14 protein-coding genes are annotated in these 21,016 nt (G+C 62.8%); 9 read left to right on the top strand and 5 right to left on the bottom strand.

Annotated elements, in window-relative coordinates; translation table 11 throughout:
* Window positions 1–209 precede the first annotated feature (209 nt).
* The 3 genes from AC07VG_RS17425 to AC07VG_RS17415 all read left to right on the top strand — a co-directional run bounded on the left by AC07VG_RS17425 (window position 210) and on the right by AC07VG_RS17415 (window position 3,545).
* A complete protein-coding gene (locus tag AC07VG_RS17425) occupies window positions 210–1,202 on the top strand; it encodes an AraC family transcriptional regulator (protein WP_495000193.1) in 993 nt (330 codons plus the stop codon).
* Between the two features lie 198 nt (window positions 1,203–1,400).
* Window positions 1,401–2,432, top strand: coding sequence for a histone deacetylase family protein (locus AC07VG_RS17420; RefSeq protein WP_495021602.1), 1,032 nt, complete (start codon window positions 1,401–1,403; stop codon window positions 2,430–2,432).
* Between the two features lie 12 nt (window positions 2,433–2,444).
* Window positions 2,445–3,545 (top strand): polyamine ABC transporter substrate-binding protein, encoded by a 1,101-nt coding sequence (locus AC07VG_RS17415; RefSeq protein WP_495021601.1) that lies wholly within the window; start codon window positions 2,445–2,447, stop codon window positions 3,543–3,545.
* Window positions 3,546–3,735: 190 nt separating this feature from the next.
* Here the strand turns inward: AC07VG_RS17415 and AC07VG_RS17410 are convergent, their stop codons facing one another.
* On the bottom strand, window positions 3,736–7,101 hold the full coding sequence (locus AC07VG_RS17410) for a dermonecrotic toxin domain-containing protein (protein WP_495021600.1): 3,366 nt from the start codon (window positions 7,099–7,101) through the stop codon (window positions 3,736–3,738).
* An 86-nt stretch (window positions 7,102–7,187) separates the two neighbouring features.
* The gene (pdxR, locus tag AC07VG_RS17405) at window positions 7,188–8,738 is read right to left on the bottom strand and encodes a MocR-like pyridoxine biosynthesis transcription factor PdxR (RefSeq protein WP_495000197.1); all 1,551 of its coding nucleotides are present in this window, start codon (window positions 8,736–8,738) and stop codon (window positions 7,188–7,190) included.
* Between the two features lie 90 nt (window positions 8,739–8,828).
* Between pdxR and AC07VG_RS17400 the strand changes: the two genes are divergently transcribed.
* The 6 genes from AC07VG_RS17400 to AC07VG_RS17375 all read left to right on the top strand — a co-directional run bounded on the left by AC07VG_RS17400 (window position 8,829) and on the right by AC07VG_RS17375 (window position 16,952).
* Entirely contained in the window at window positions 8,829–9,452 is a 624-nt protein-coding gene (locus tag AC07VG_RS17400; RefSeq protein WP_495000198.1) for an FMN-binding negative transcriptional regulator, read from the top strand.
* Window positions 9,453–9,461: 9 nt separating this feature from the next.
* Complete coding sequence (locus tag AC07VG_RS17395; protein WP_495000199.1) at window positions 9,462–9,908, top strand: GNAT family N-acetyltransferase; 447 nt, start codon at window positions 9,462–9,464, stop codon at window positions 9,906–9,908.
* A gap of 17 nt (window positions 9,909–9,925) precedes the next feature.
* Window positions 9,926–10,597, top strand: a complete 672-nt coding sequence (locus tag AC07VG_RS17390) for a GNAT family N-acetyltransferase (RefSeq protein WP_495000200.1) — start codon at window positions 9,926–9,928, stop codon at window positions 10,595–10,597.
* Between the two features lie 778 nt (window positions 10,598–11,375).
* The gene (locus tag AC07VG_RS17385) at window positions 11,376–12,035 is read left to right on the top strand and encodes a hypothetical protein (RefSeq protein ID WP_495000201.1); all 660 of its coding nucleotides are present in this window, start codon (window positions 11,376–11,378) and stop codon (window positions 12,033–12,035) included.
* Window positions 12,036–12,127: 92 nt separating this feature from the next.
* Window positions 12,128–13,267, top strand: coding sequence for an autotransporter outer membrane beta-barrel domain-containing protein (locus AC07VG_RS17380; protein ID WP_495000202.1), 1,140 nt, complete (start codon window positions 12,128–12,130; stop codon window positions 13,265–13,267).
* A gap of 112 nt (window positions 13,268–13,379) precedes the next feature.
* Window positions 13,380–16,952, top strand: coding sequence for an autotransporter domain-containing protein (locus AC07VG_RS17375; RefSeq protein ID WP_495000203.1), 3,573 nt, complete (start codon window positions 13,380–13,382; stop codon window positions 16,950–16,952).
* Between the two features lie 209 nt (window positions 16,953–17,161).
* Here AC07VG_RS17375 and AC07VG_RS17370 read toward each other — a convergent pair whose 3' ends face one another.
* The 3 genes from AC07VG_RS17370 to AC07VG_RS17360 form a co-directional block, all read right to left on the bottom strand.
* On the bottom strand, window positions 17,162–17,440 hold the full coding sequence (locus tag AC07VG_RS17370; protein WP_495000302.1) for a helix-turn-helix domain-containing protein: 279 nt from the start codon (window positions 17,438–17,440) through the stop codon (window positions 17,162–17,164).
* A gap of 327 nt (window positions 17,441–17,767) precedes the next feature.
* Window positions 17,768–19,582, bottom strand: coding sequence for a sodium-extruding oxaloacetate decarboxylase subunit alpha (gene oadA, locus AC07VG_RS17365; RefSeq protein ID WP_495000204.1), 1,815 nt, complete (start codon window positions 19,580–19,582; stop codon window positions 17,768–17,770).
* A gap of 11 nt (window positions 19,583–19,593) precedes the next feature.
* On the bottom strand, window positions 19,594–21,009 hold the full coding sequence (locus AC07VG_RS17360) for an acetyl-CoA carboxylase biotin carboxylase subunit (protein ID WP_103498474.1): 1,416 nt from the start codon (window positions 21,007–21,009) through the stop codon (window positions 19,594–19,596).
* Window positions 21,010–21,016 lie beyond the last annotated feature (7 nt).

Here is a 21,016-nt window from a genome sequence, read left to right as displayed (position 1 = left end):
AGCCTGTGTGGGAGCGGAGCTTGCCCGCGAAGAAGACGCCGCGGTTTTTCAGAGATACCGCGTTATCGTTCTTCGCGGGCAAGCTCCGCTCCCACATCCCCCCCCTCAAACTCTTCCACACCCAGAACACCGAAGGGGCCGCTCTGCATTTATCAGCCGGCGGCACACAACTTGCTCGACTCCCCTACCCCCCAAGGACGGCATCGAACATGCTTCACTCCCACCTCACCACCCTCAACGCCGTCTCCCTGGTGCTCAACACCTTCCGCGACAAGGGCTTTGCCAGCGACGCGCTCCTGGCCGGCAGCGGTATCAGCGCCGCCGACCTGAGCCGCGCCGACACCCGTATCACCACCAACCAGGAAATGCAGGTGTGCGCCAATGCCGTGGCCCTGCGCCGGGAAATCGGCCTGGAGCTGGGCCGGCGCATGCATGTGTCGGCCTACGGCATCCTCGGCTATGCCCTGCTCACCAGTGCCACCTTCGGTGACGCTTTGCGCCTGGCCCTGCGCTATCCGGCGCTATTGGGAACACTGTTCGAACTGAGCCTGGAAACCGACGGTGAACGGATCTGGTTCACCGCCGCGGACTATCGGGAAAGTCCGCAGTTGGCGGTGTTCAACGCCGAGCTGTGCCTGGCCTCGCTGAAAGTCATCTGCGACGACCTGCTCGGACACCCACTCCCCTTGCTGGCAGCACGCTTCGAGCACGAGGCGCCGGACTACCAGGCCGACTACAACGACAGCTTCGACTGCCCGTTACAGTTCTCGGCCAGCAGTAATGCGTTCGCCTTCGACCCACACTGGCTGGAGCAACCCCTGCCCCTGGCGGACGCCATTACCCACCAGGCCATGGCCGAGCGCTGCCGCAAGCACAACCTGGAATTCACCGGTCGCCAGGCCTGGCTGGGACGCATCCGTCACCTGCTCGCCGCGCAACTGCATACCGCACCGGGCCTGGAAGGCCTGGCCGAACAGATGAAGTGTTCGGCCCGCACCCTGCGCCGGCATCTCAACGACCTGGGCTGCAGCTATCAGGAGCTGCTCGACGAGTTACGCTTCGAACGAGCCAAGCAGTTACTCGGGGAGGGTCAGCTACCGATTCACCGCATTGCCGATGAACTGGGCTTCAGCGAAACCGCCAGCTTCCGCCATGCCTTCGTGCGCTGGAGTGGGGTCAGTCCGAGCCAGTTCCGCCCCTGAATCCCCCCAGGCCACGCCAACAACGCCCGACCAGGACTGCGTGTTGCGCCCCCAAAAAGGGTCCTTACGCCCCGTTCAGGGGCGAAATCAGGACACATCTTTTGGCCATATCAATCCCCTTTTGGCCGCTCCCGCCGTTCTCCCAAAAGCACCAGGCATCAAGAATGACGCCACGCCCACGCTATCGGAGAACAATAAATGCTGACGGTCTATTCGGACGATCACCACCTGCACCACGGCCGCTGCGAGCTGATCGACGGACAATTGATGCCCTGCTTCGAAATGCCTTCGCGCGCCGACCACGTGCTGGCCCGCGTGCACCATCAAGCCCTGGGCCCGGTGCGCGAACCGGAGGACTTCGGCCTGGAGCCGATCCGCCGCGTGCACGACGAGGCCTACCTGACCTTCTTCAAGGGCGCCTGGGACCGCTGGGCCGAACAAGGCCATGACGGCGACCTGCTGCCCTTCACCTGGCCGGCCCGCACCCTGCGCCGGGTTATCCCGAAGAACCTGCACGGCGAACTCGGTTACTACAGCTTCGACGCCGGCGCCCCGATCACCGCCGGCACCTGGCAGGCGGCCTATAGCGCGGCCCAGGTCGCCCTTACCGCCCAGGCCGAAATCCAGCGCGGCGCCCGCAGCGCCTTCGCCCTCTGCCGTCCGCCGGGACATCACGCCGCCAGCGACCTGATGGGCGGTTATTGCTACCTGAACAACGCCGCCATCGCCGCCCAGGCCTTCCTCGATCAGGGTCATAAGAAGGTCGCGATCCTCGACGTCGACTACCACCACGGCAACGGCACCCAATCGATTTTCTACGAGCGCAGCGATGTGCTCTTCACCTCGCTCCACGGCCACCCGGAAGCCGAGTTCCCGTTCTTCCTCGGTTATGCCGACGAGCTCGGCGAAGGCGCTGGCGAAGGCTTCAACTTCAACTATCCGCTGGCCGCCGGCACTGCCTGGGACCAATGGAGCGCAGCGCTGGAACAGGCCTGCGGCGAGATCGAACGCTATGCCCCCGATGTGCTGGTGGTTTCCCTGGGCGTGGACACCTTCAAGGACGATCCGATTTCCCAGTTCAAGCTCGACAGCCCGGATTATCTGCGCATGGGCGAACGCATCGCCCGCCTGGGCAAGCCGACGCTGTTCGTGATGGAAGGCGGCTACGCGGTAGAAGAAATCGGCATCAATGCCGTGAACGTACTCGAAGGTTTCCAATACGCTCAATGAGGAATTAGAAGAATGAACAAGCTCAAGCGTCTGATTGCCCCAGCCCTCTGCGCCGCCGTGCTCGGTACCGCGGCCCACGCCGAGGAACGCACCCTGCGGGTCTACAACTGGTTCGACTACATCACCCCCAAGGCCCTGGACGATTTCAAGGCCCAGAACAACCAGGTCAAGCTGGTCTACGACATCTTCGACACCAATGAAGCGCTGGAAGCCAAGCTGCTCACCGGCAACTCCGGCTATGACGTGGTGGTACCGTCCAACGTGTTCCTGGCCAAGCAGATCGAAGCCGGGGTATTCCAACCGCTGGATCGCAGCAAGTTGCCGAACTGGAACCACCTCGATCCCAAGCTGATGAAGCTGATCGAGGCCAACGACCCGAGCAACAAGTTCGCCGTGCCCTACATGTACGGCACCATCCTGATCGGCTTCAACCCGGACAAGGTCAAGGCGGTGCTGGGCGACCAGGCGCCGGTGGACAGCTGGGACCTGATCTTCAAGGAAGAGAACATCAGCAAGCTCAAGCAGTGCGGCGTCGCCCTGCTCGATTCGCCCTCGGAGATCCTGCCGCTGGCCTTGCAGCACCTGGGCCTGAACCCCAACAGCAACAACCCCAAGGACTATGAAAAAGCCGAGGCGCTGCTGCTGAAGATCCGTCCGTACATCACCTATTTCCACTCGTCCAAGTACATGGCGGATATCGCCAACGGCGACATCTGTGTGGCCGTCGGTTACTCCGGCAGCTTCTCCCAGGCCGCCAACCGCGCCAAGGAAGCCAAGAACGGCGTGGTGGTGGACATGCGCCTGCCCAAGGAAGGCGCGCCGATCTGGTTCGATATGCTGGCGATCCCCAAAGGCGCGAAGGACCCGGCAGACGCCTACCGCTTTATCAATTACCTGCTGCAACCCCAGGTGATCGCGCCCATCAGCGACTTCGTCGGCTATCCAAACCCGAACAGGGACGCCACCGACATGGTCGATCCGGCGATCCGCCACAATGCCAACCTGTACCCGACCGAAGCGGCGATGAAAACCCTCTACACCCTGCAGCCGCTGGACCAGAAGGCCGAACGGGCACGCACCCGGGCCTGGACCAAGATCAAGTCCGGGACCTGAGTGTTACCCTCGGCTCGCCCCAGGAATCGGGGCTTGCCGGTCTTTCGCGGTGAAACAGCGTATCGGTGGGAGCCCGGCTTGCCGACGATGGCGTGCGCAAGGCCAGCGCACGGCTCAAGGACCTCTTCGCGGGCAAGCTCCGCTCCCACACAAGCCGGCTCTCGCAAGGACCACTTGTATCTACCCGCCATCAGCTATTCGGCGCCAGGAATAACGCCTCTGCCGACTTGATATCGATCTTGCCGCGCCAGATGGGATCGACTTTCGCGTTCTCCGCCGCCTGGGCTATCTGAAAGTTGAGTCCCTTGGAACGTTGCGCGAACGTCTTGAGGTGCGCCGCGGAAAAAGCTTTCGCCGGGGTGGTCGCCGCCGGGTAATGGAAATGCGCATACCACGTCGGCACACCACCCCTGCCGCGAATCTCATACTCTTCAAAAAAGTCAGCACCCTTGCCTTGGGAAATATCCCGGCGGTCCCCCAGCTTGCGGATGATGACTTGTTTCTGCTCCTTGAGAAATTCGACCGCGGACACTGTCGGCAAGCCTTTTTTGCTCAGTTCGATCCGCAAACTCAGACCCCGTTCGGCCAAAGTGGCTATGGCTTGCTCCAATTCGGCGATCAGCGACCGGGGTGATTTTGAAAGCCCACGGGTAAACTCGCTCAGCACCTCCAGGAGTTCGGCAAAAGGCTGCGACTTGATCCTGAGCAGGTCTTGTATATCACGGGGAAATTTCACCACACCCGCGCTGCGATCAGCATCGGCCAGCACCGCAGGCACACTCGCCAACAGGTCGCGCGCTTTCTTCTCCAAGGACTTCAGCTTCTTCGCCGCCCGCACACTCAACTCCCCGGCGCCGCCCAGCAGGCGCAGGCCACGGTCCAACTGCCAGCCTCCCGCGCCGTCGCGCCTGATCCAGGGCCCCTGCAGTGACGGCAACCGGTCATCGACGATCACCACCCCTTCGAGTTTGCGCGACACGCGAAACCAGGCGTCGTCGATGCAGGCATAGAACAGCTCATCACGCTGATACAGGCCTTGCCATTCTCCCGAGGCCAGCAAGGTGCCTGGAGGATCGAGCTTGGGCCGCTTGAACTCTTCAAGCCGGGCCAGCCTGGAGACCGACACCCCCCCTCCCAAGGGGGTCGAAGCCACCACCAACTGGCTCGGGACACTGGCGGCCGGCTCCTTGTACACGGCGTTGTCAATGAGGGTTGGGGAACCCGTGACACCGCCAGTAGCCCGCCCCTCAACCCTCGGCGGTTCGCGGTGATACACCAGGACCACCGCCAGATTGAGCAAGACATCGGCAAACGCTACCCAGGGGTGTGACGCATTCGGATCGCTGAAGGTCTTGAGGCTGGACGCCAATTGCACGAGCAACCCGACGCCGATCAGCGGTGCGGGTGTCAGGGGCAGCGACAGGTTGAACAGCGCCCATCCCAGATCGCTGAAACGGTTCCAGCGCTCTTCGGCATTGGACACGGAGTCCATCTCGGCGCGCGCGATCAATACCTCGACGGTGGCGGCGAACAGCGCCGCGCCAAACGACCCGGACAGCTCGGTGGTATCGAGCGAAACCGGATCAGGGCTAGCGGGTATATCCCAATCGGAAACGATCACCCGGCCCAGATGCGGTTCCTCGAAGCCACCATTCTCATAAATCGAGCGGCGCGCGCTATCCAGGCCATTGAGGACCGACTGCTGCAAGGGGCCCGCCTCCTTGATCGCACTCAACACGCCGTCCAGTGACGGAAATTCGCGCAACGGCCTGTCGGCACCAGGACAACACAAGACCTGTGGGCCCTGGCCCGGCGCCCGCGGTCCGAGCACAAACATGTTGCACACCCGGTCCGCCGAGGCATCGGAGTGCGTCAGGAAAGCCAGGGGCCTGGCCACAATCCGCTGCCCCAGGACCTCATGAACACCGACATCCTGCGTCACCACCGCCTCGACATAAAGACGGGCGGTCTCCGTCAGTTGCCGGGTAAGCTGCAGCTCCAGCGCCACCATCGGCAACAGGACGCGCAGGTAGTCGGTAAAAAGCTGCTGCTGCCGTGCGCGCTCGACCTGGTCGCGCTGCAAATTCTGCTTGAGCTCCTCAGGATAGGCCTGGCCGATATCGGCATCGCTCACCGCCGCGCGCAGCGCTTCATAGGTCATCCAAGCCGGTGCCGTTTGCCCCTGGTAGTGAACCTGTGCGTCATTGGAAAGCGGAAAGGCCTTGAGGTTCTTCAGCGCCAGGTCGACGTAGTCATGGGTCTGCGGCTTATCGGAAAAGCCTACCGGCATGACACCATCACCCATTATTAGCGCGCTACTCACGATAGCCGTCAGGGTCACGCTGATGTCGCTGGCCGACAGGGTCGCCGCCTCTGGATGCTTTTTCCGCAAACTCCGCTGCAACGACTCGCCGGCAAAGGTGAGGATGTCGGGAATACCATCGAGAAACGTCTTGCCGGCGTGACCTCGATACAGGCTCGCCAACGCGGCCACGTAACGTCCGTAGAGTGTGCGACTCGACGACGAGGCATTGCGCAACCATTTGGGGAGCAGGTCACGTAGTTGCCCCAATTTCGCTTCGTGGCCGGAACGGAAGGCCCCGAACACCGCCTGCAACCCGCTCAGCTCGAGCAGACGATGCTCGAGGGCCGTCGGATCGCGATAGTCACCTGGCTTGAGGCTGGCAATGGCCTCCAGTTGCAGCATCAGCAGGCTCACGGCCAGGGCGTCGAAGGCATGCGCATCGGGAAGGTAGTTGCTGATCCTGAGGACCTTCCCACCCCAGGCCGCGGACAGACCGTCCAACTGCGCGGCCGAGGAATCAAACGCTTCGATCCCGCCGAACAATGTGTAACGCAACACGATCTCGCGCTTGCCGACCCAACGGCTCATCACCAACGTCAGGAAATGCCCGGAAACGCCAATATCGCTGATCGGAATGCTGACCTGCGTGCAGTCATTGCCGAGCGCGGCGCGGCGCGCGTGCGGGTCGGGGTAGTCGAGCAGCGCCTGCACCGTGTCCCGCTCATCGCCCGTCAGCGCGGCGCCGGCCTGGCGCAATTGCGCCGCGATAAAGTCGGACAGCCGCTGCCAGGGCGCGACACCCGCGCCCAGCGGCGAACTCCAGAAATCAACCAGGGCCTGTTTGTACGCCTGCAACAGCAACGGCGCCCACTCATCCAGGAGCGTCTCGGTCGTGGCAAGGGCCAGGGACAGTTGCTGTGGATGCTCGGCGCCCGGGTAGAGCGTCAGGTAACTGTCTGCCGGATGAACCAGCGCCTTCTCGCCCAGGAAGCGTTCGATCAACAGGTTCGCCAGGGGCAGGATTCCGTATTCCACGCCATCGCTTTTACCCGGGTCCGGCACCGGATGGATAAACGCGGCCTGGGCAAGCCGCTCGCCCAGCAGCGGGTATTGGTCCTCCAGCATGTCGCGGACCAGGCCGGGCGCTACGCTTTCCAGGGTCGGTCGTTGGGCAAAACAGTCACTGAGGGTGTAGACCAGCGCCGCCTGTTCGCTTTCGCTCAAGGCCGTGCCGGGCAGAAGGGAAGACATGTTCATTTATCCTGGTTTCGGGCTCAGGGAATAAATAAACATCGACCGCGCACTGGCCTGCGGTAACCGGTTACCACCCGGTGCGACTACGGCTTCCAGACCTTGCGCAAGCGTTCCAGCGCCGACTCGATATCCACCTCGGGGACCGCCGCAAACCCCAACACCAACCCGGCGCGCTGGTCTTCGGGCGGCGTGGGCTGGGTTATCCAGTAGCTGCTCAAGGGACTGATTTCAACCCCGACGCTCGAAGCCAGCGCAATCAATTCCCGCTCGCGCGCCAGGCTCGCCACGGGCACCGTCAGGTGCAACCCCGCCGCCACCGCCGGCAGATGACCACAACCCGGGACATCCACAGGCCAATGGGCCAACAAGCTGTCACGCCGACTCAGGGCGGCGCGGCGCATGCGCCGAATATGCCGCTGGAAGTGCCCGGCGGCCATGAACTCGGCCATCACCGCCTGGGTACTGACTTCCGAGTGCCGCATATCCAGCGCGCGGCGCTGGGAAAAAGCCTCGACCAGCGTCGGCGGCAGCACCAGATAGCCGAGACGCAACGCCGGAAAGGCAATCTTGCCGAAAGTACCGACATACAGCACCCGCCCCTGCCGATCCAGGGCCGCCAAGGGCGCCAACGGCGCGCCGCTGTAGCGGTACTCGCCATCGTAATCGTCCTCGACGATCCAGCCGCCGCTGCGCTCGGCCCAGGCCAGCAACTCCAGGCGTCGCGCCAGGCTCATGATCACGCCGGTGGGGTATTGGTGGGAGGGGGTCACATAGACCAGCCGGCAGTCCTGCAATTGCGCGAGTTCGGCGCAATCCAGCCCTTCGTTGTCCACCGCCACGCCATGCAGATGGCCCCCCGCCACCGCGAAGGCCAAACGCGCCGCGCGGTACCCGGGGTTCTCCACCGCCACCCCATCGCCCGGGTCCACCAGCAACTGTGCACAAAGGCTAATGCCCTGCTGTGCGCCACTGGTGATCACAATTTGCTCAGCCGTGCAGGACAGCCCCCGCGAGCTGCGCAAGTAAGCCGCGATCAGGCCCCGCAAGCGCTCTTCCCCCGCGGCCTCGCCATAACACAACAGCTGCAGGTCCGGTTTGCGCCAGAAAGCCGCCTGCAGCTTGGCCCAAACGCCAAAGGGAAACAGGTCAAAGGCCGGGACGCCCACCCGAAAAGCCCGCGGCGGACCGCTCGGTGGCTTGTGCATCGGGTTGCTCTCGATGCGCTCCATGGCCAGATTGTGGATAACTTTACTGGATGTAACCCCAGCGGTTTCACCCGACTTTGTGGATAACCCTGTGGGTAAGCCTGTTGAAAACCCTGTGGATAGTTTTGTGGACAACTTTTTGATCGGCAGGGCTTTTTCCGGCAGTTGCGCGACGTAGGTGCCATCACCGATCCGGCCTTCGATAAAGCCCTCGGCGTACAGCTGGTCATAGGCCCGTACCACGCTGTTACGGGAAATCGCCAGGGCGATCGCCAGGTCGCGACTGGCCGGCAAACGGCTGCCACTGGCCAGGCGCCCATCCAGCACCCGCAGGCGCAAAGCCTGATAAAGCTCGCGACTGAGCCCCTTGGCCGGGTCAAGCTGAATCCCGGCAGGGTCGAACGGCAGGGGCAACGATGGACTGCGCATGGTATTGGACCTATGAAAATTGCCAGTAATGGCTCTTACAACCAACCAATAGCCTGCCTAGGATGCAGGTATTCGCCAAGGAAAATTTTCATGTACACACCCAGCGCCTTTTCCGAACAAGACCTGCTCACCCTGCAGCAACATATTCAGGGCACTCGCCTGGCGACACTGGTCAGCCATGGCAAGCTGGGCCTGCAAGCCATCCACGTGCCGCTGCTGCTGCGCCCCGAGCAAGGTCCCAATGGCACGCTCTACGGCCATCTGGCCCGGGCCAATGCGCAGTGGCAGGAACTGGCCGAGGGCGGCGAAGTCCTGGTGATCTTCCCGGGGGCCGATGCCTATGTCAGTCCGGCGTTCTACCCGGCCAAAGCCGAGCACGGCAAGGTCGTGCCGACCTGGAACTATGTGGCCGTGCATGCCTACGGCCAGGCCGAGGTGTTCGACGATGCCGAGCGCCTGCTCAACCTGGTCAGCGCCCTGACCGACCGGCATGAGGCGGGCCGGGACAAGCCGTGGAAAGTCGCCGACGCCCCGGCGCCGTACATCGACAGCATGCTCAAGGCGATTGTTGGCTTTGCCCTGCCGATCCAGCGCCTGGAAGGCAAACGCAAGCTCAGCCAGAACCGCAGCGCCGCCGACATCGCCGGTGTACAACAAGGGCTGGCGGCCAGCGCCGACAGCCAGGACCAGGCCCTCGCCCACTTGATGCGTTAAGGAGTCACCATGAGTACCATCGAAATCCGTCCGGTCAGCGCCGCCGACCAAGCCGTCTGGCGCCCGCTGTGGCAGGCCTACCTGAAGTTCTACGACACCGAGCTGCCGGACGCGATCTACCAGTCGACCTGGCAACGCCTGCTCGACCCGGCCGAAACCACCAACGCCGCTCTCGCCTGGCGCGATGGCAAGGCCGTGGGCCTGGTGCATTTCATCTACCATCGGTCGAACTGGAGCGTGCAGGACTCCTGCTACCTGCAGGACCTGTTCGTGGCCCCAGGCCAGCGCGGAACCGGACTGGGACGACTGCTGATCGAACATGTCTATGCCACGGCGGCCGAGGCCGGTTGCAGTAAAGTGCACTGGCTGACCCACGAGACCAACGCCACCGCCATCCAGCTCTACGAGCGGATTGCCGAGCGCCCCGGTTTCATTCAATTTCGCCAAGCGTTGTAAGCGTTGAGGAAAGCGTCATGTCGACATCCGTAGCAAACTGGAAAGGCGCGCCGGCACCTTCGGCCCAGCGTCTGGAGGGACGTTTCATCGTCCTGGAAAAACTCGACCCGGCCCGCCATGGCGACAATCTCTGGCAAGCCCTGACGGGCCCCGGTGCCGACCCCAAGCTCTGGGACTACCTGCCTTACGGCCCCTTCCCGGAACGCAGCGCCTTCAATGACTGGCTGAGCAACCACGCGACCAATAGCGATCCGTATTTTTTCAGCGTGGTCGACAAGGCCAGCGGTGAAGTCCAGGGCATCCTCAGCCTGATGTCGATCGTCCCGGCGCAGGGTCGCATCGAGATCGGCCACGTCACGTTCGGGGCGCCGATGCAGCGCTCGCCAAAAAGTACCGAGGCGGTCTACCTGCTGGCCAAGGAAGTCTTCGCCCAGGGCTACCGCCGCCTGGAGTGGAAGTGCAACAACGACAACGCCCGCTCGCGTACGGCGGCCGAGCGCTTGGGCTTCAGCTTCGAAGGCGTGTTCCGCCAGCACATGGTGGTCAAGGGCAAAAATCGCGACACGGCGTGGTACAGCATCCTCGATTCGGAATGGCCGGCGGTGAATGCTGGATTCGAGCGCTGGTTGTCGGAAGAGAACCTGACCGCGACCGGGCAAATCAAGACTCTGGTCGAGTGCCGGGGTTAAGCGGACAACCTGAAAGTGCAGTGCCCCTCGGTCCGAAAATACGGTGGCTGACACCTCAGCCACCGTAAGACCACCCAGTCACAAACGCGCCTCTAATCGTCGGCGGACCGGTGACATATCTCGCAAAAGACAGGTAAAAAGCCCGACATTTATCGACTACATGGATAGATACATTTCCGCCTCGATTTATTCCGAGGATGAAATGGAATGTCCCCCAAACAGAATCTTCTTTCGACAGCCGTCACATTGGCGTTGATCAGCACCCTTTCCCAACAGGCACATGCCAATCGTGACCAGGATGGCTCTGCGTGGAGAGCCGCGGGTACACCCCGTAACGCTGTAGAGCCGTTGGATGCAGCAGGACTGCCAATACCGAGCCCTGGGCAGAAATGGAAAGAGATCGATAAAAACGATTCTGAGTGGAAGAAAGAAGATCCGGGAACTCACTTCAAGGTATTCAGAACGCCGTACTCGCAGATTCCCGGCGCCCCCCATCTAACGACCGCCGATGGTGAATTCCGTACTCGTGATGGGAAGCTCACGGCTCGACCGATCCTTATAAAAAAGGATAGTTCAGGAAGAGAGTCTTATTACATGAGCGTACCTTGCTCGGGTTCGCAATGTAATACCCCCAGCACCTCTGACAGCAACATGCCCAAGGATTCACCCGGAATCCAAGGACCGCAAGGCGAGCGCGGAAGCGACGGTGCGACCGGTCCTCAAGGGCCGCGAGGCGAACGTGGGCAGGATGGCGCGACCGGCTCTCAGGGACCACAAGGTGAACGCGGGCAAGATGGCGCGACCGGTCCTCAAGGACCGCAGGGCGAACGCGGACAGAATGGTGCGACCGGGCCTCAAGGGCCGCAGGGCGAACGCGGACAGAATGGTGCGACCGGGCCTCAAGGGCCGCAGGGCGAACGTGGAAACGACGGCGCGGCGGGACCTCAAGGACAACAAGGCGAACGCGGACAGGATGGCGCGACCGGCCCTCAGGGACCGCAAGGCGAGCGCGGAAATGACGGAGCAGCGGGTCTTCAAGGGCCGCAAGGCGAACGTGGAAACGACGGCGCGACCGGTCCTCAAGGACCGCAAGGCGAACGCGGACAGGATGGCGTGGCTGGTCCCCAAGGACCGCAAGGCGAACGCGGAAACGACGGGGCGACGGGCCCTCAAGGTCCGCAAGGCGAACGCGGACAGGATGGCGCGATTGGCCCTCAAGGACCGCAAGGCGAACGCGGAAACGACGGGGCGACAGGTCCTCAGGGACCGCAAGGTGAACGCGGACAAAATGGGGCGACTGGCCCCCAAGGACCGCAAGGCGAACGCGGCCAAGATGGTGCGACGGGGCCTCAAGGTCCGCAAGGCGAACGCGGGCAGGATGGCGCGGCTGGGGCTCAGGGACCACAAGGCGAACGAGGTCAGGACGGCGCTGGATTAAGCCCCGAGCAACTGGAGGAAATCGCCAAACACGGGCAACGCCTCGACGAACTCGAAAAACAGCAGAAGAACCAACAAGCTCAGCTCGACAATTTGCCGCCACGAAATATCCAGGCGGATGAGCCAAAGGCCGGCCAAGGCGGCAATGTCAGCCGGCCAATCCCCCGCCTGGTCGAGTCGCCACTGCTCAAAGCCTGGAACAGTCTGACCCCGGTGGCGAAGCGGGAGGCGCGGGTGCAGCTTTCCGGGGCGGCCAATGCCAACCTGGGCCGGGCCACGCTCAGCGGTACTGGCCAAGTGAGCAACAGCGCCCTCGCGGCCATGCGCCAGCTCGGCAACGGCATGCTCGCAACGCAAGGCAACACGCCCGGCCAGGTCTCGCTGGCAGGACGCTCGGAGATCAAGCCCGGTGACAGTCGCCTGTGGGTCCAGGCCCTGAACAACGCCAGCAGCTTCGATCAACCGCAGGGCCAGAAGGCCTTCGGACAGAACACCCGAGGCGTGGTGATGGGTGTCGACTGGGCCCTGGACGATGAATGGCGCATGGGCCTGTTGGGCGGGAAATCGCTGTCCAAGCATAAAGGCGATCGCTTCGAAGGCGACCTGGACAGCTGGCATGTCGGCACCTACGCCGTGCACCAGAGCGGGCCGCTGGCCTTGCGCCTCGGTGCGGTCCACAGCCAGCACTATGGCAAGACCCAGCGCAACGTGGAGTTCGGCGGCTACAAGGACCGTCTCACCGGCGACTACGGCGCCAACAGCCAGCAGCTCTTCGGCGAACTCGGCTACAACCTGGGCAGCGGCAGCCTGAGCGCCGAGCCTTTCGCCAACCTCGGTTACCAGCGCTACTCACGCAAGGGTTATACGGAAAAAGGCGGCGAAGCCGCACTGAAGGCCGATGCCCAGACCCAGGACAACTTCAGCACCACCCTGGGCCTGCGCACCACCAGTATCAAGTACATGGACAACAAGATGAGCCTGGCCCCGCGCCTGAGCGCGGGTTGGAAACATATGTACGGCGCCATCGACAGCACCAGTACCCAGACCCATCAGGTGACCGGCAACACCTACAATACCAAAGGCGTGGCCCAGGATCGCGACAGCCTGGTGGTCGAAGCCGGACTCGACCTCAACCTGTCGGCCAAGCACTCCATCGGCGTGAGCTACAACGGCGAGGTGGGTAACAACAGCCGCACCCACGGGATCATGGGGCAGTGGAAGATGAGTTTTTAATCCCTTGGATGCGCTGACTTATCCCGCCTGACGGAGGTAAGAAGGCCGACATTTATCGACTAAATACATAGATACATTTCCGGTCTCGAATCAATCCGAGGCCGGAAAACGCATGTCCCCTACCCCTCATCGTCTAGCACTCGCTATCACGCTGGCACTCACCACGGTCGTCCTGCGGGACACACAAGCCAGCGCCATCGACACCTCTCCAGCCGCCAATGAACAAGGTCGCGCCAGCGCCCGCCCGGCCACCATGAATGCCAGCAACCTGCGCGTCGACAAGGGCGGTACTGTCACGCTGAGTGGCGCGTCAGTCGACTACACCCATCATCGTGACCGCGAGACTCAAGCGCGTACCGGAAGCGGCATCAAGCTCAGCGGACGCAGCACCGGCCGTATCGTCAACGACGGGAAAGTCACCAGTGAACAGCATGACGGCATAGAACTGGGGGCAAGTGATGTCGCCGTGATCAACAGTAGAACGATCACCGGTGGGCGTCACGGCATCAGTACCCGAGGCCGGGGAGAACTCACCAACCGAGAGCGGGTGAGCGGACTCAACGGTGCGGGATTCCATTCCACGGGCAGGGGCAAGATCACCAACTTCGGTAGCCTCACGGGCGATGCGACTGCCATGGACGGCGACGGCGACGGCATCCGGGTCAAGGGGCAGGCCGAGATCGACAACACCGGCCAGATTGTCGGCAAAGCCAGCCGCGGTGTGAGTCAATATGGCCATGCCCATACCAGCGAAGGCATCTCCATCGGCGGCGGCACGGTCGTCCAATATGCCAAGGGCAACATCAGCGGTGCCGATCACGGCATCCTCGTGAGCGACGGCAACAATGACCCGGCGCAATTATCCACCACCCTGGAAAACCACGGTAGCATCCGCGGCCACAAGGGTTTTGGCGTGCAGTTTATCGGCGAACAGGCCGACAGGGTGACCAATAACGGGCCGATCCACGGCGGCAACGGTTATGCCCTTGACCTGGGCGGCGGTGACGACACCCTGATCGTGCAGGGCAACAGCCGCTTCGAGGGTATCGTCGACGGTAACAGCGGTTACGACAAGGTCATCCTCGACAGCCCCGAGGGCGGTCACTTTGGCGACAGCCGCAACTTCGAGCGGCTGGAAGTCCGGCAAGGCAGCTGGTCCCTGAGCGGACAGAACCCTTTCAGTACCAGCCTCGAAATTTTTCCCGGGGCCCAGCTGGCGGCGCAGGGCGGTACGGGCCTGCAGGTCGAAGGCGGAACCAAGCTGCTCAACCGTGGCACCGTGACTGCAACCACGACCGCCGCGGATAGCGATGCCGACGGATTGCTGGCCCGGGGCAGCGTCTATATCGACAACCACGGTCGAATCACGGGCAGTGGGGCCAATGGTTTTGACCGGGGCCATCGCCCCGGCGGCGACTCCGCCAGTCCGCGCTATAGCAGCGAAGGCGTGCGCCTGGACGGCGGCCATCTCACCAACCATAAGGATGCGCAGATCGAGGGGCAGCACAACGGCATTCTCGCCGACCAGCGGACAACCCCCTTGCGGCTGGAGAACCACGGCGCCATCCGTGGCCTCGACGGCTTTGGCGTCAGCCTGGCCGGCCAGTTCGCCGATACCGTGATCAGCAACGGCCTGATCAGCGGCGGCAATGGCGTGGCCCTGAACCTGGGGGGTGAAAGCGACACCCTGATCGTGAAAAGCGCTAGCCAGTTTTCTGGCTGGGTGGACGGCGGGACCACGGACGATTACCTGGAGAACTTTCTCCTCGGCGCCGACCCTGACACACCACTCAAGGCCAACGACGACCTGGTGATTTTCGATGACGCCCAGGGCGGCAGCTTCGGCAACAGCCGCCACTTCGAGCGACTGCAGGTCAGGAAGGGAACCTGGACACTCACCAGCCAGGACGACTTCAGCACCGGGGCCGAGGTCCTGGCCCAGGCCCATTTGATCAACAGGGGCAGCATTCTCGGGACAACGCGGGTCAACGACGGAGCGAGCTACAGCGGCAACGGAACGGTCGGGCAGCTACAAGTGGCGGGAACCCTGAAGGTTGATCCGCTGGAGGGCGCCGCCAGGGTCAGGGAACACCTGACCCTGGATCCCGGTGCGACCCTCTCCTATGGCATCGACGCCAATGGCAACAGCGCCACCGTCGAAGTCGGCGGCACCGCCCAGCTGGACGGCGCCCGACTATACGTACTGGCCGCCAACGAGTCGCCGGCGAGCCAGCGGCACACGGTGATCAAAGCCGGCAAGCTGGAAGGAAAATTCGTCGAGATCAGCAGCAACCTGGCGTTGATGACGGCTACCGCCCACTACACCCCGACGCAGGTGGACATCACCTACCGGCGCAACAACGTCAATCTGCAAGAGCTTGGGAACACCGGGAATGGCCAGAGCGTGGGGGAGGTCTTGGATCCCTGGATAGAGCCGAGTCAGCCTGCTCCCAAACCGGTCACTCCCGCGCCAGCCAATACGCCGTCTGAGCCGCTCGCTTCCGTGCCCACCATTACACCGTCCGAACCGGTCGCTTCCATGCCCACTATTACGCCGTCCGAACCGGCCGCTTCCCTGCCCACCACTACACCGTCCGAGCCGGTCGCCCAGAAAGACCAGGACATTGAGCTGGCGGATTCGCCCGCCGCGCCAGACTCACCACTGCGCCATGCCCTGCGCTACATCAGCGCCGTCGAAGCGGGACAGGCGCTCGAGCAGCTTTCCGGCGGCAGCAACGCCCAGTTGCGCAACGCAACACTCAGCGGCTCCCGGCAAGTGGGCAGTACCCTGCTGGCAGTCTTGCGACAAACGGAAGGCCTGCCCGGCCAAGGCGGCCAAACACTTCAGGTCATGAGCGGCGGCCGCAGCCGGCTCTGGATTCAAGGCCTGGGCAATTCCGCCAGGTTCGACAGCAATCACGGCCACCACGGGCTGCGACAGAGCACTCGGGGCTTGCTACTGGGTGCCGACTGGGCGCTCGACAGTGACTGGCACCTCGGCATCCTTGGCGGCCAGTCGCAGTCGAACTTCAACGGCCAACGCTTTACCGGTGGCCTCGACAGTTGGCACACCGGCGCCTACGCCCTGCGCCAAAGCGGCCCGCTGGCCCTGCGGCTCGGCGCGGTGTACAGCAGCCATTCCGGCAGGACCGAACACAACCTGGCGTTCAACGGCTACCGTGATCGCCTCAAAGGCAATTACGACGCCAACAGCCAGCAGGCCTTCGCCGAAGTCGGCTACACCTTCGGCGGTAGCGGCCTGAACATCGAACCGTTTGCCGGTCTCGGCTACGAGCGCTATCACCGCGACGCTTTCAAGGAGAGCGGCGGCGAAGCGGCCCTGCACGTCAGCGCCCAGACCCACGGCAACCTCAACAGCACCTTCGGCTTGCGCGCGAGCGCCATCACCGCCCGCGACAACAAAATGAGCCTGGCCCCACGCCTGAGTGCGGGCTGGAAGCACCTGTATGGCGACGTTGGCAGCACGGTCGAACAAAAACTCGCGGTGACCGATCGCGCCTTCAAGGTCAGGGGCGCCGCGCTGGACCGCGACAGCCTGTTGCTGGAAGCCGGCCTGGACCTGAATCTGTCGCCCAGCCAGAGCCTTGGTGTCGGCTACACCGGGGAAGTCGGTGGCAACAGCCGCAACCATGGGGTCATGGGGCAGTGGAAGCTGACCTTCTAAGCAAGGCTTCCACCATCCCGTCAGTTAATTGAAAACACCACATAACCTGTAGGAGCCAGCTTGCTGGCGATGGCGTCCGCACGGACAGCGTAAGGCTCAAGGGCCCTCATCTCCAGCAATCGAGCGTCAACCGGTGCTCCTACAGGGACCGTGCTCGACCTTAACTGAAGGGCACCACGGTCTAACCGCAATAAGGCAACGCCAGCGCATCAACCCATAGTCTTGCGAAGTCGCACCACCCCCATCTGCAACCCGAAGGGTTTGAACACCGAATTCAACGACTTGAGCGTCGGATTGCCCTCCTCATGTTCTATATGAACAAGGGTTCGTACCGAAATCCTGCACATCCGGGCAAATTGAGTTTGATGCAAACCAGTGACCTCGACGCGCAAGCGTCTGACCGCAGCGCCGATCGCCGCACCTTGCTCATAGGCGTATTCAAGGAATCGACTATCACGACTGACCACATCCGTCCGAGAAAAACCCATTGGCTCACGGCCATCGTGTGTCTCCACAGAATCCCTGACGCGCAAGTGGCCAATCGGTGCCGGGGTACTTCTTCCCAGCAAAAACAGATCGGCACTGACATCATCCGGTTTTTCCCGACCTACTCGGGCCATGAGGAATCGCTTGGCCGCCCCAGCAGGAACAATGTCCTGAACAAAAGCGGGGGCTTGCTGATCATTCCTGCTGTCCCAGTCCAACGGAAGAGCCGCGCTGACAGAGCAGGCAAACCTACCAGGTACAAAACCAGACCAAAAAAAGGGGGGCACATGCCCCCCCGAGGAAAAACGCTTGTAGTCGAAGGCTTTCGATCAGCCTTCGATCTCGATCAGGATCTCGCCCGGGTTGACCCGGTCGCCCTTGGCCACATGAATAGCGACGACCTTGCCCGCGATGGCCGCCTGCACTTCGGTTTCCATCTTCATGGCTTCGGTGATCAGTACGGCCTGGCCGGCTTTTACGCTGTCGCCTTCCTTGACCAGCACATCGACGATATTGCCCGGCATGGTGGTGCTGACGTGGCCCGGTACGCTGGCCTGCTTGCGCTTGCTGGTGCCGCCGCTGACGAACTCGTTGAGCGGCTCGAACACCACTTCTTCCGGCATGCCGTCGATGGACAGGTAAAAGTGCCGCTTGCCTTCGGCCTTCACGCCGACACCGGTGATGTCCACGCGGTAGGTTTCGCCGTGCACGTCGATAACGAACTCGGTCGGTACGCCCTCGCCACCCGCCGAACGTATGCCGCCGGCTTCGGGGATCGGCAACAGCACTTCAGGCACCAGGGTGCCGGCCTCGCGCTCCTCGAGGAACTTGCGCCCGATATCCGGGAACATGGCGTAGGTCAGCACGTCTTCTTCCGACTTGGCCAGAGCACCGATCTCACCGCGCAACTTGACCATTTCCGGCTTGAGCAGATCGGCCGGACGCACGTCGATCACTTCTTCGCTGCCGATGGCCTGGCGTCGCAGCTTCTCGTTGACCACCCCCGGCGCCTTGCCGTAGCCGCCTTGCAGGTACAGCTTCACTTCGTTGGTGATGGTCTTGTAGCGCTCGCCGGCCAGGACGTTGAAGAACGCCTGGGTGCCGACGATCTGCGAGGTCGGGGTCACCAGCGGCGGGAAGCCGAGGTCTTCACGCACTCGCGGAATTTCCGCCAGCACTTCGCCCATGCGCCCCAGGGCGCCCTGCTCTTTCAGCTGGTTGGCGAGGTTAGAGATCATCCCGCCCGGCACCTGGTTGACCTGCACGCGAGTATCGACCGCGGTGAATTCGCTTTCGAACTGGTGGTACTTCTTGCGCACGGCGTAGAAGTACAGGCCGATTTCCTGCAGCAGTTCCAGATCCAGGCCGGTGTCGAACTCGCTGCCTTTAAGGGCCGCCACCATCGACTCGGTACCCGGATGGCTGGTGCCCCAGGCAAAGCTGGAGATCGCCGTGTCGATATGCTCGGCACCGTTTTCCACCGCCTTGAGCTGGCACATCGCGGCCAGGCCGGCAGTGTCGTGGGAGTGGATAAACACCGGCAGCGACTGCTCGCTCTTCAGCGCCTTGACCAGTTCGCCGGTGGCATACGGGGTCAGCAGGCCGGCCATGTCCTTGATCGCCACCGAGTCGCAACCCATGGCTTCCATCTGCTTGGCCTGGGCCACGAACGCCTCGATGGTGTGCACCGGGCTGGTGGTGTAGGCGATGGTGCCCTGGGCGTGCTTGCCCGCCGCCTTCACCGCTTCGATGGCAACCCGCAGGTTACGCACGTCGTTCATGGCGTCGAAGATGCGGAACACATCGATACCGTTGACCGCCGCCTTGGCCACGAAAGCCCTGACCACGTCATCGCTGTAGTGGCGGTAGCCCAGCAGGTTCTGGCCGCGCAGGAGCATTTGCAGACGGGTGTTGGGCAACGCCGCGCGCAGTTGGCGCAGGCGCTCCCACGGGTCTTCTTTGAGGAAGCGCACGCAGGCGTCGAAGGTGGCGCCGCCCCAGACTTCCAGGGACCAGTAGCCGACCTTGTCGAGCTTCTCGCAGATCGGCAGCATGTCTTCGGTGCGCATGCGGGTGGCGAGCAGCGATTGATGGGCGTCGCGCAGGATTGTGTCGGTAACGTGGATTTTTTTAGAAGAAGTCATTGGAATAGTCCTCACAGGCCTGCGTGGGCGGCGATGGCGGCGGCGATGGCCAGGGCCAGCTCTTCGGGTTTGCGCTTGATCGAGTAGTTGGTCAGTTCAGGGTGGCTTTCAACGAAGCTGGTATTGAACTGGCCGCTGCGGAATTCCGGGTTACGCAGGATTTCCTGGTAATAGGCCGCAGTGGTCTTCACCCCTTGCAGACGCATGTCGTCCAGGGCCCGCAGGCCACGGTCCATGGCTTCTTCCCAGGTCAGCGCCCAGACCACCAGCTTCAGGCACATGGAGTCGTAGAACGGCGGAATGGTGTAGCCGGTGTAGATCGCCGTGTCGGTGCGCACGCCGGGACCACCGGGGGCGTAGTAACGGGTGATCTTGCCGAAGCTGGGCAGGAAGTTGTTCTTCGGGTCTTCGGCGTTGATCCGGAACTGCAGGGCAAAACCGCGATGGATGATGTCTTCCTGCTTGACCGACAACGGCAGGCCGGAGGCGATGCGGATCTGCTCACGGACAATGTCGATGCCGGTGATTTCTTCGGTGATGGTGTGTTCCACCTGCACCCGGGTGTTCATCTCCATGAAGTACACCTCGCCCTCGGCGAGCAGGAACTCCACGGTGCCGGCGTTCTCGTAGCCCACCGCCTTGGCCGCGCGCACCGACAGGTCGCCGATATAGGCACGCTGTTCCGGGGTCAGCTGGGGGCTGGGGGCGATTTCGATCAGCTTCTGGTTGCGGCGCTGGATCGAGCAGTCACGCTCGAACAGGTGCACCACATTGCCAAAGCTGTCGCCGAGAATCTGCGCTTCGATATGCTTGGGATTGACGATGCATTTTTCCAGGAAGACTTCCGCCGAGCCAAAGGCCTTGGTCGCTTCGGAAATCACCCGGGGGAAAGCTTGTTCCAGTTCTTCGCGGCTGTTGCAGCGACGGATACCGCGACCGCCACCACCGGAGGTGGCCTTGAGCATCACCGGGTAACCGATGCGGTCGCCTTCGGTGAGGGCTTCGGCGATGTCCGCGACGTTGCCTTCGGTGCCCGGGGTGACCGGCACGCCGGCCTTGATCATGCTGCGTCGGGCTTCGGTCTTGTCGCCCATGCGGCGGATCACTTCCGCCGACGGGCCGATGAACTTGATCCCGCGCTCGGCGCAGATATCCGCCAGCTCGGCGTTTTCCGACAGGAAACCATAGCCAGGGTGCAGTGCATCACAACCGGTTTCCACCGCCAGGTTCACCAGCTTGCGCGGGTTCAGGTAGCCGGCCAATGGCTCGGCACCGATGCTGTGGGCCTCATCCGCGCGCTTCACATGCAGGGCATGGCGATCGGCGTCGGAATAGATCGCGACCGAGCGAATGCCCATCTCGGCGCAGGCACGCACGATTCGTACGGCAATTTCACCACGGTTGGCGATCAGGATCTTTTTTATCACTTGGAAA

Source organism: Pseudomonas sp. GW821-FHT03C07 (assembly GCF_059420925.1).
The sequence above is the reverse complement of the archived record's forward strand: the minus strand, read 5'-3'. Positions and strand labels throughout refer to the sequence as shown.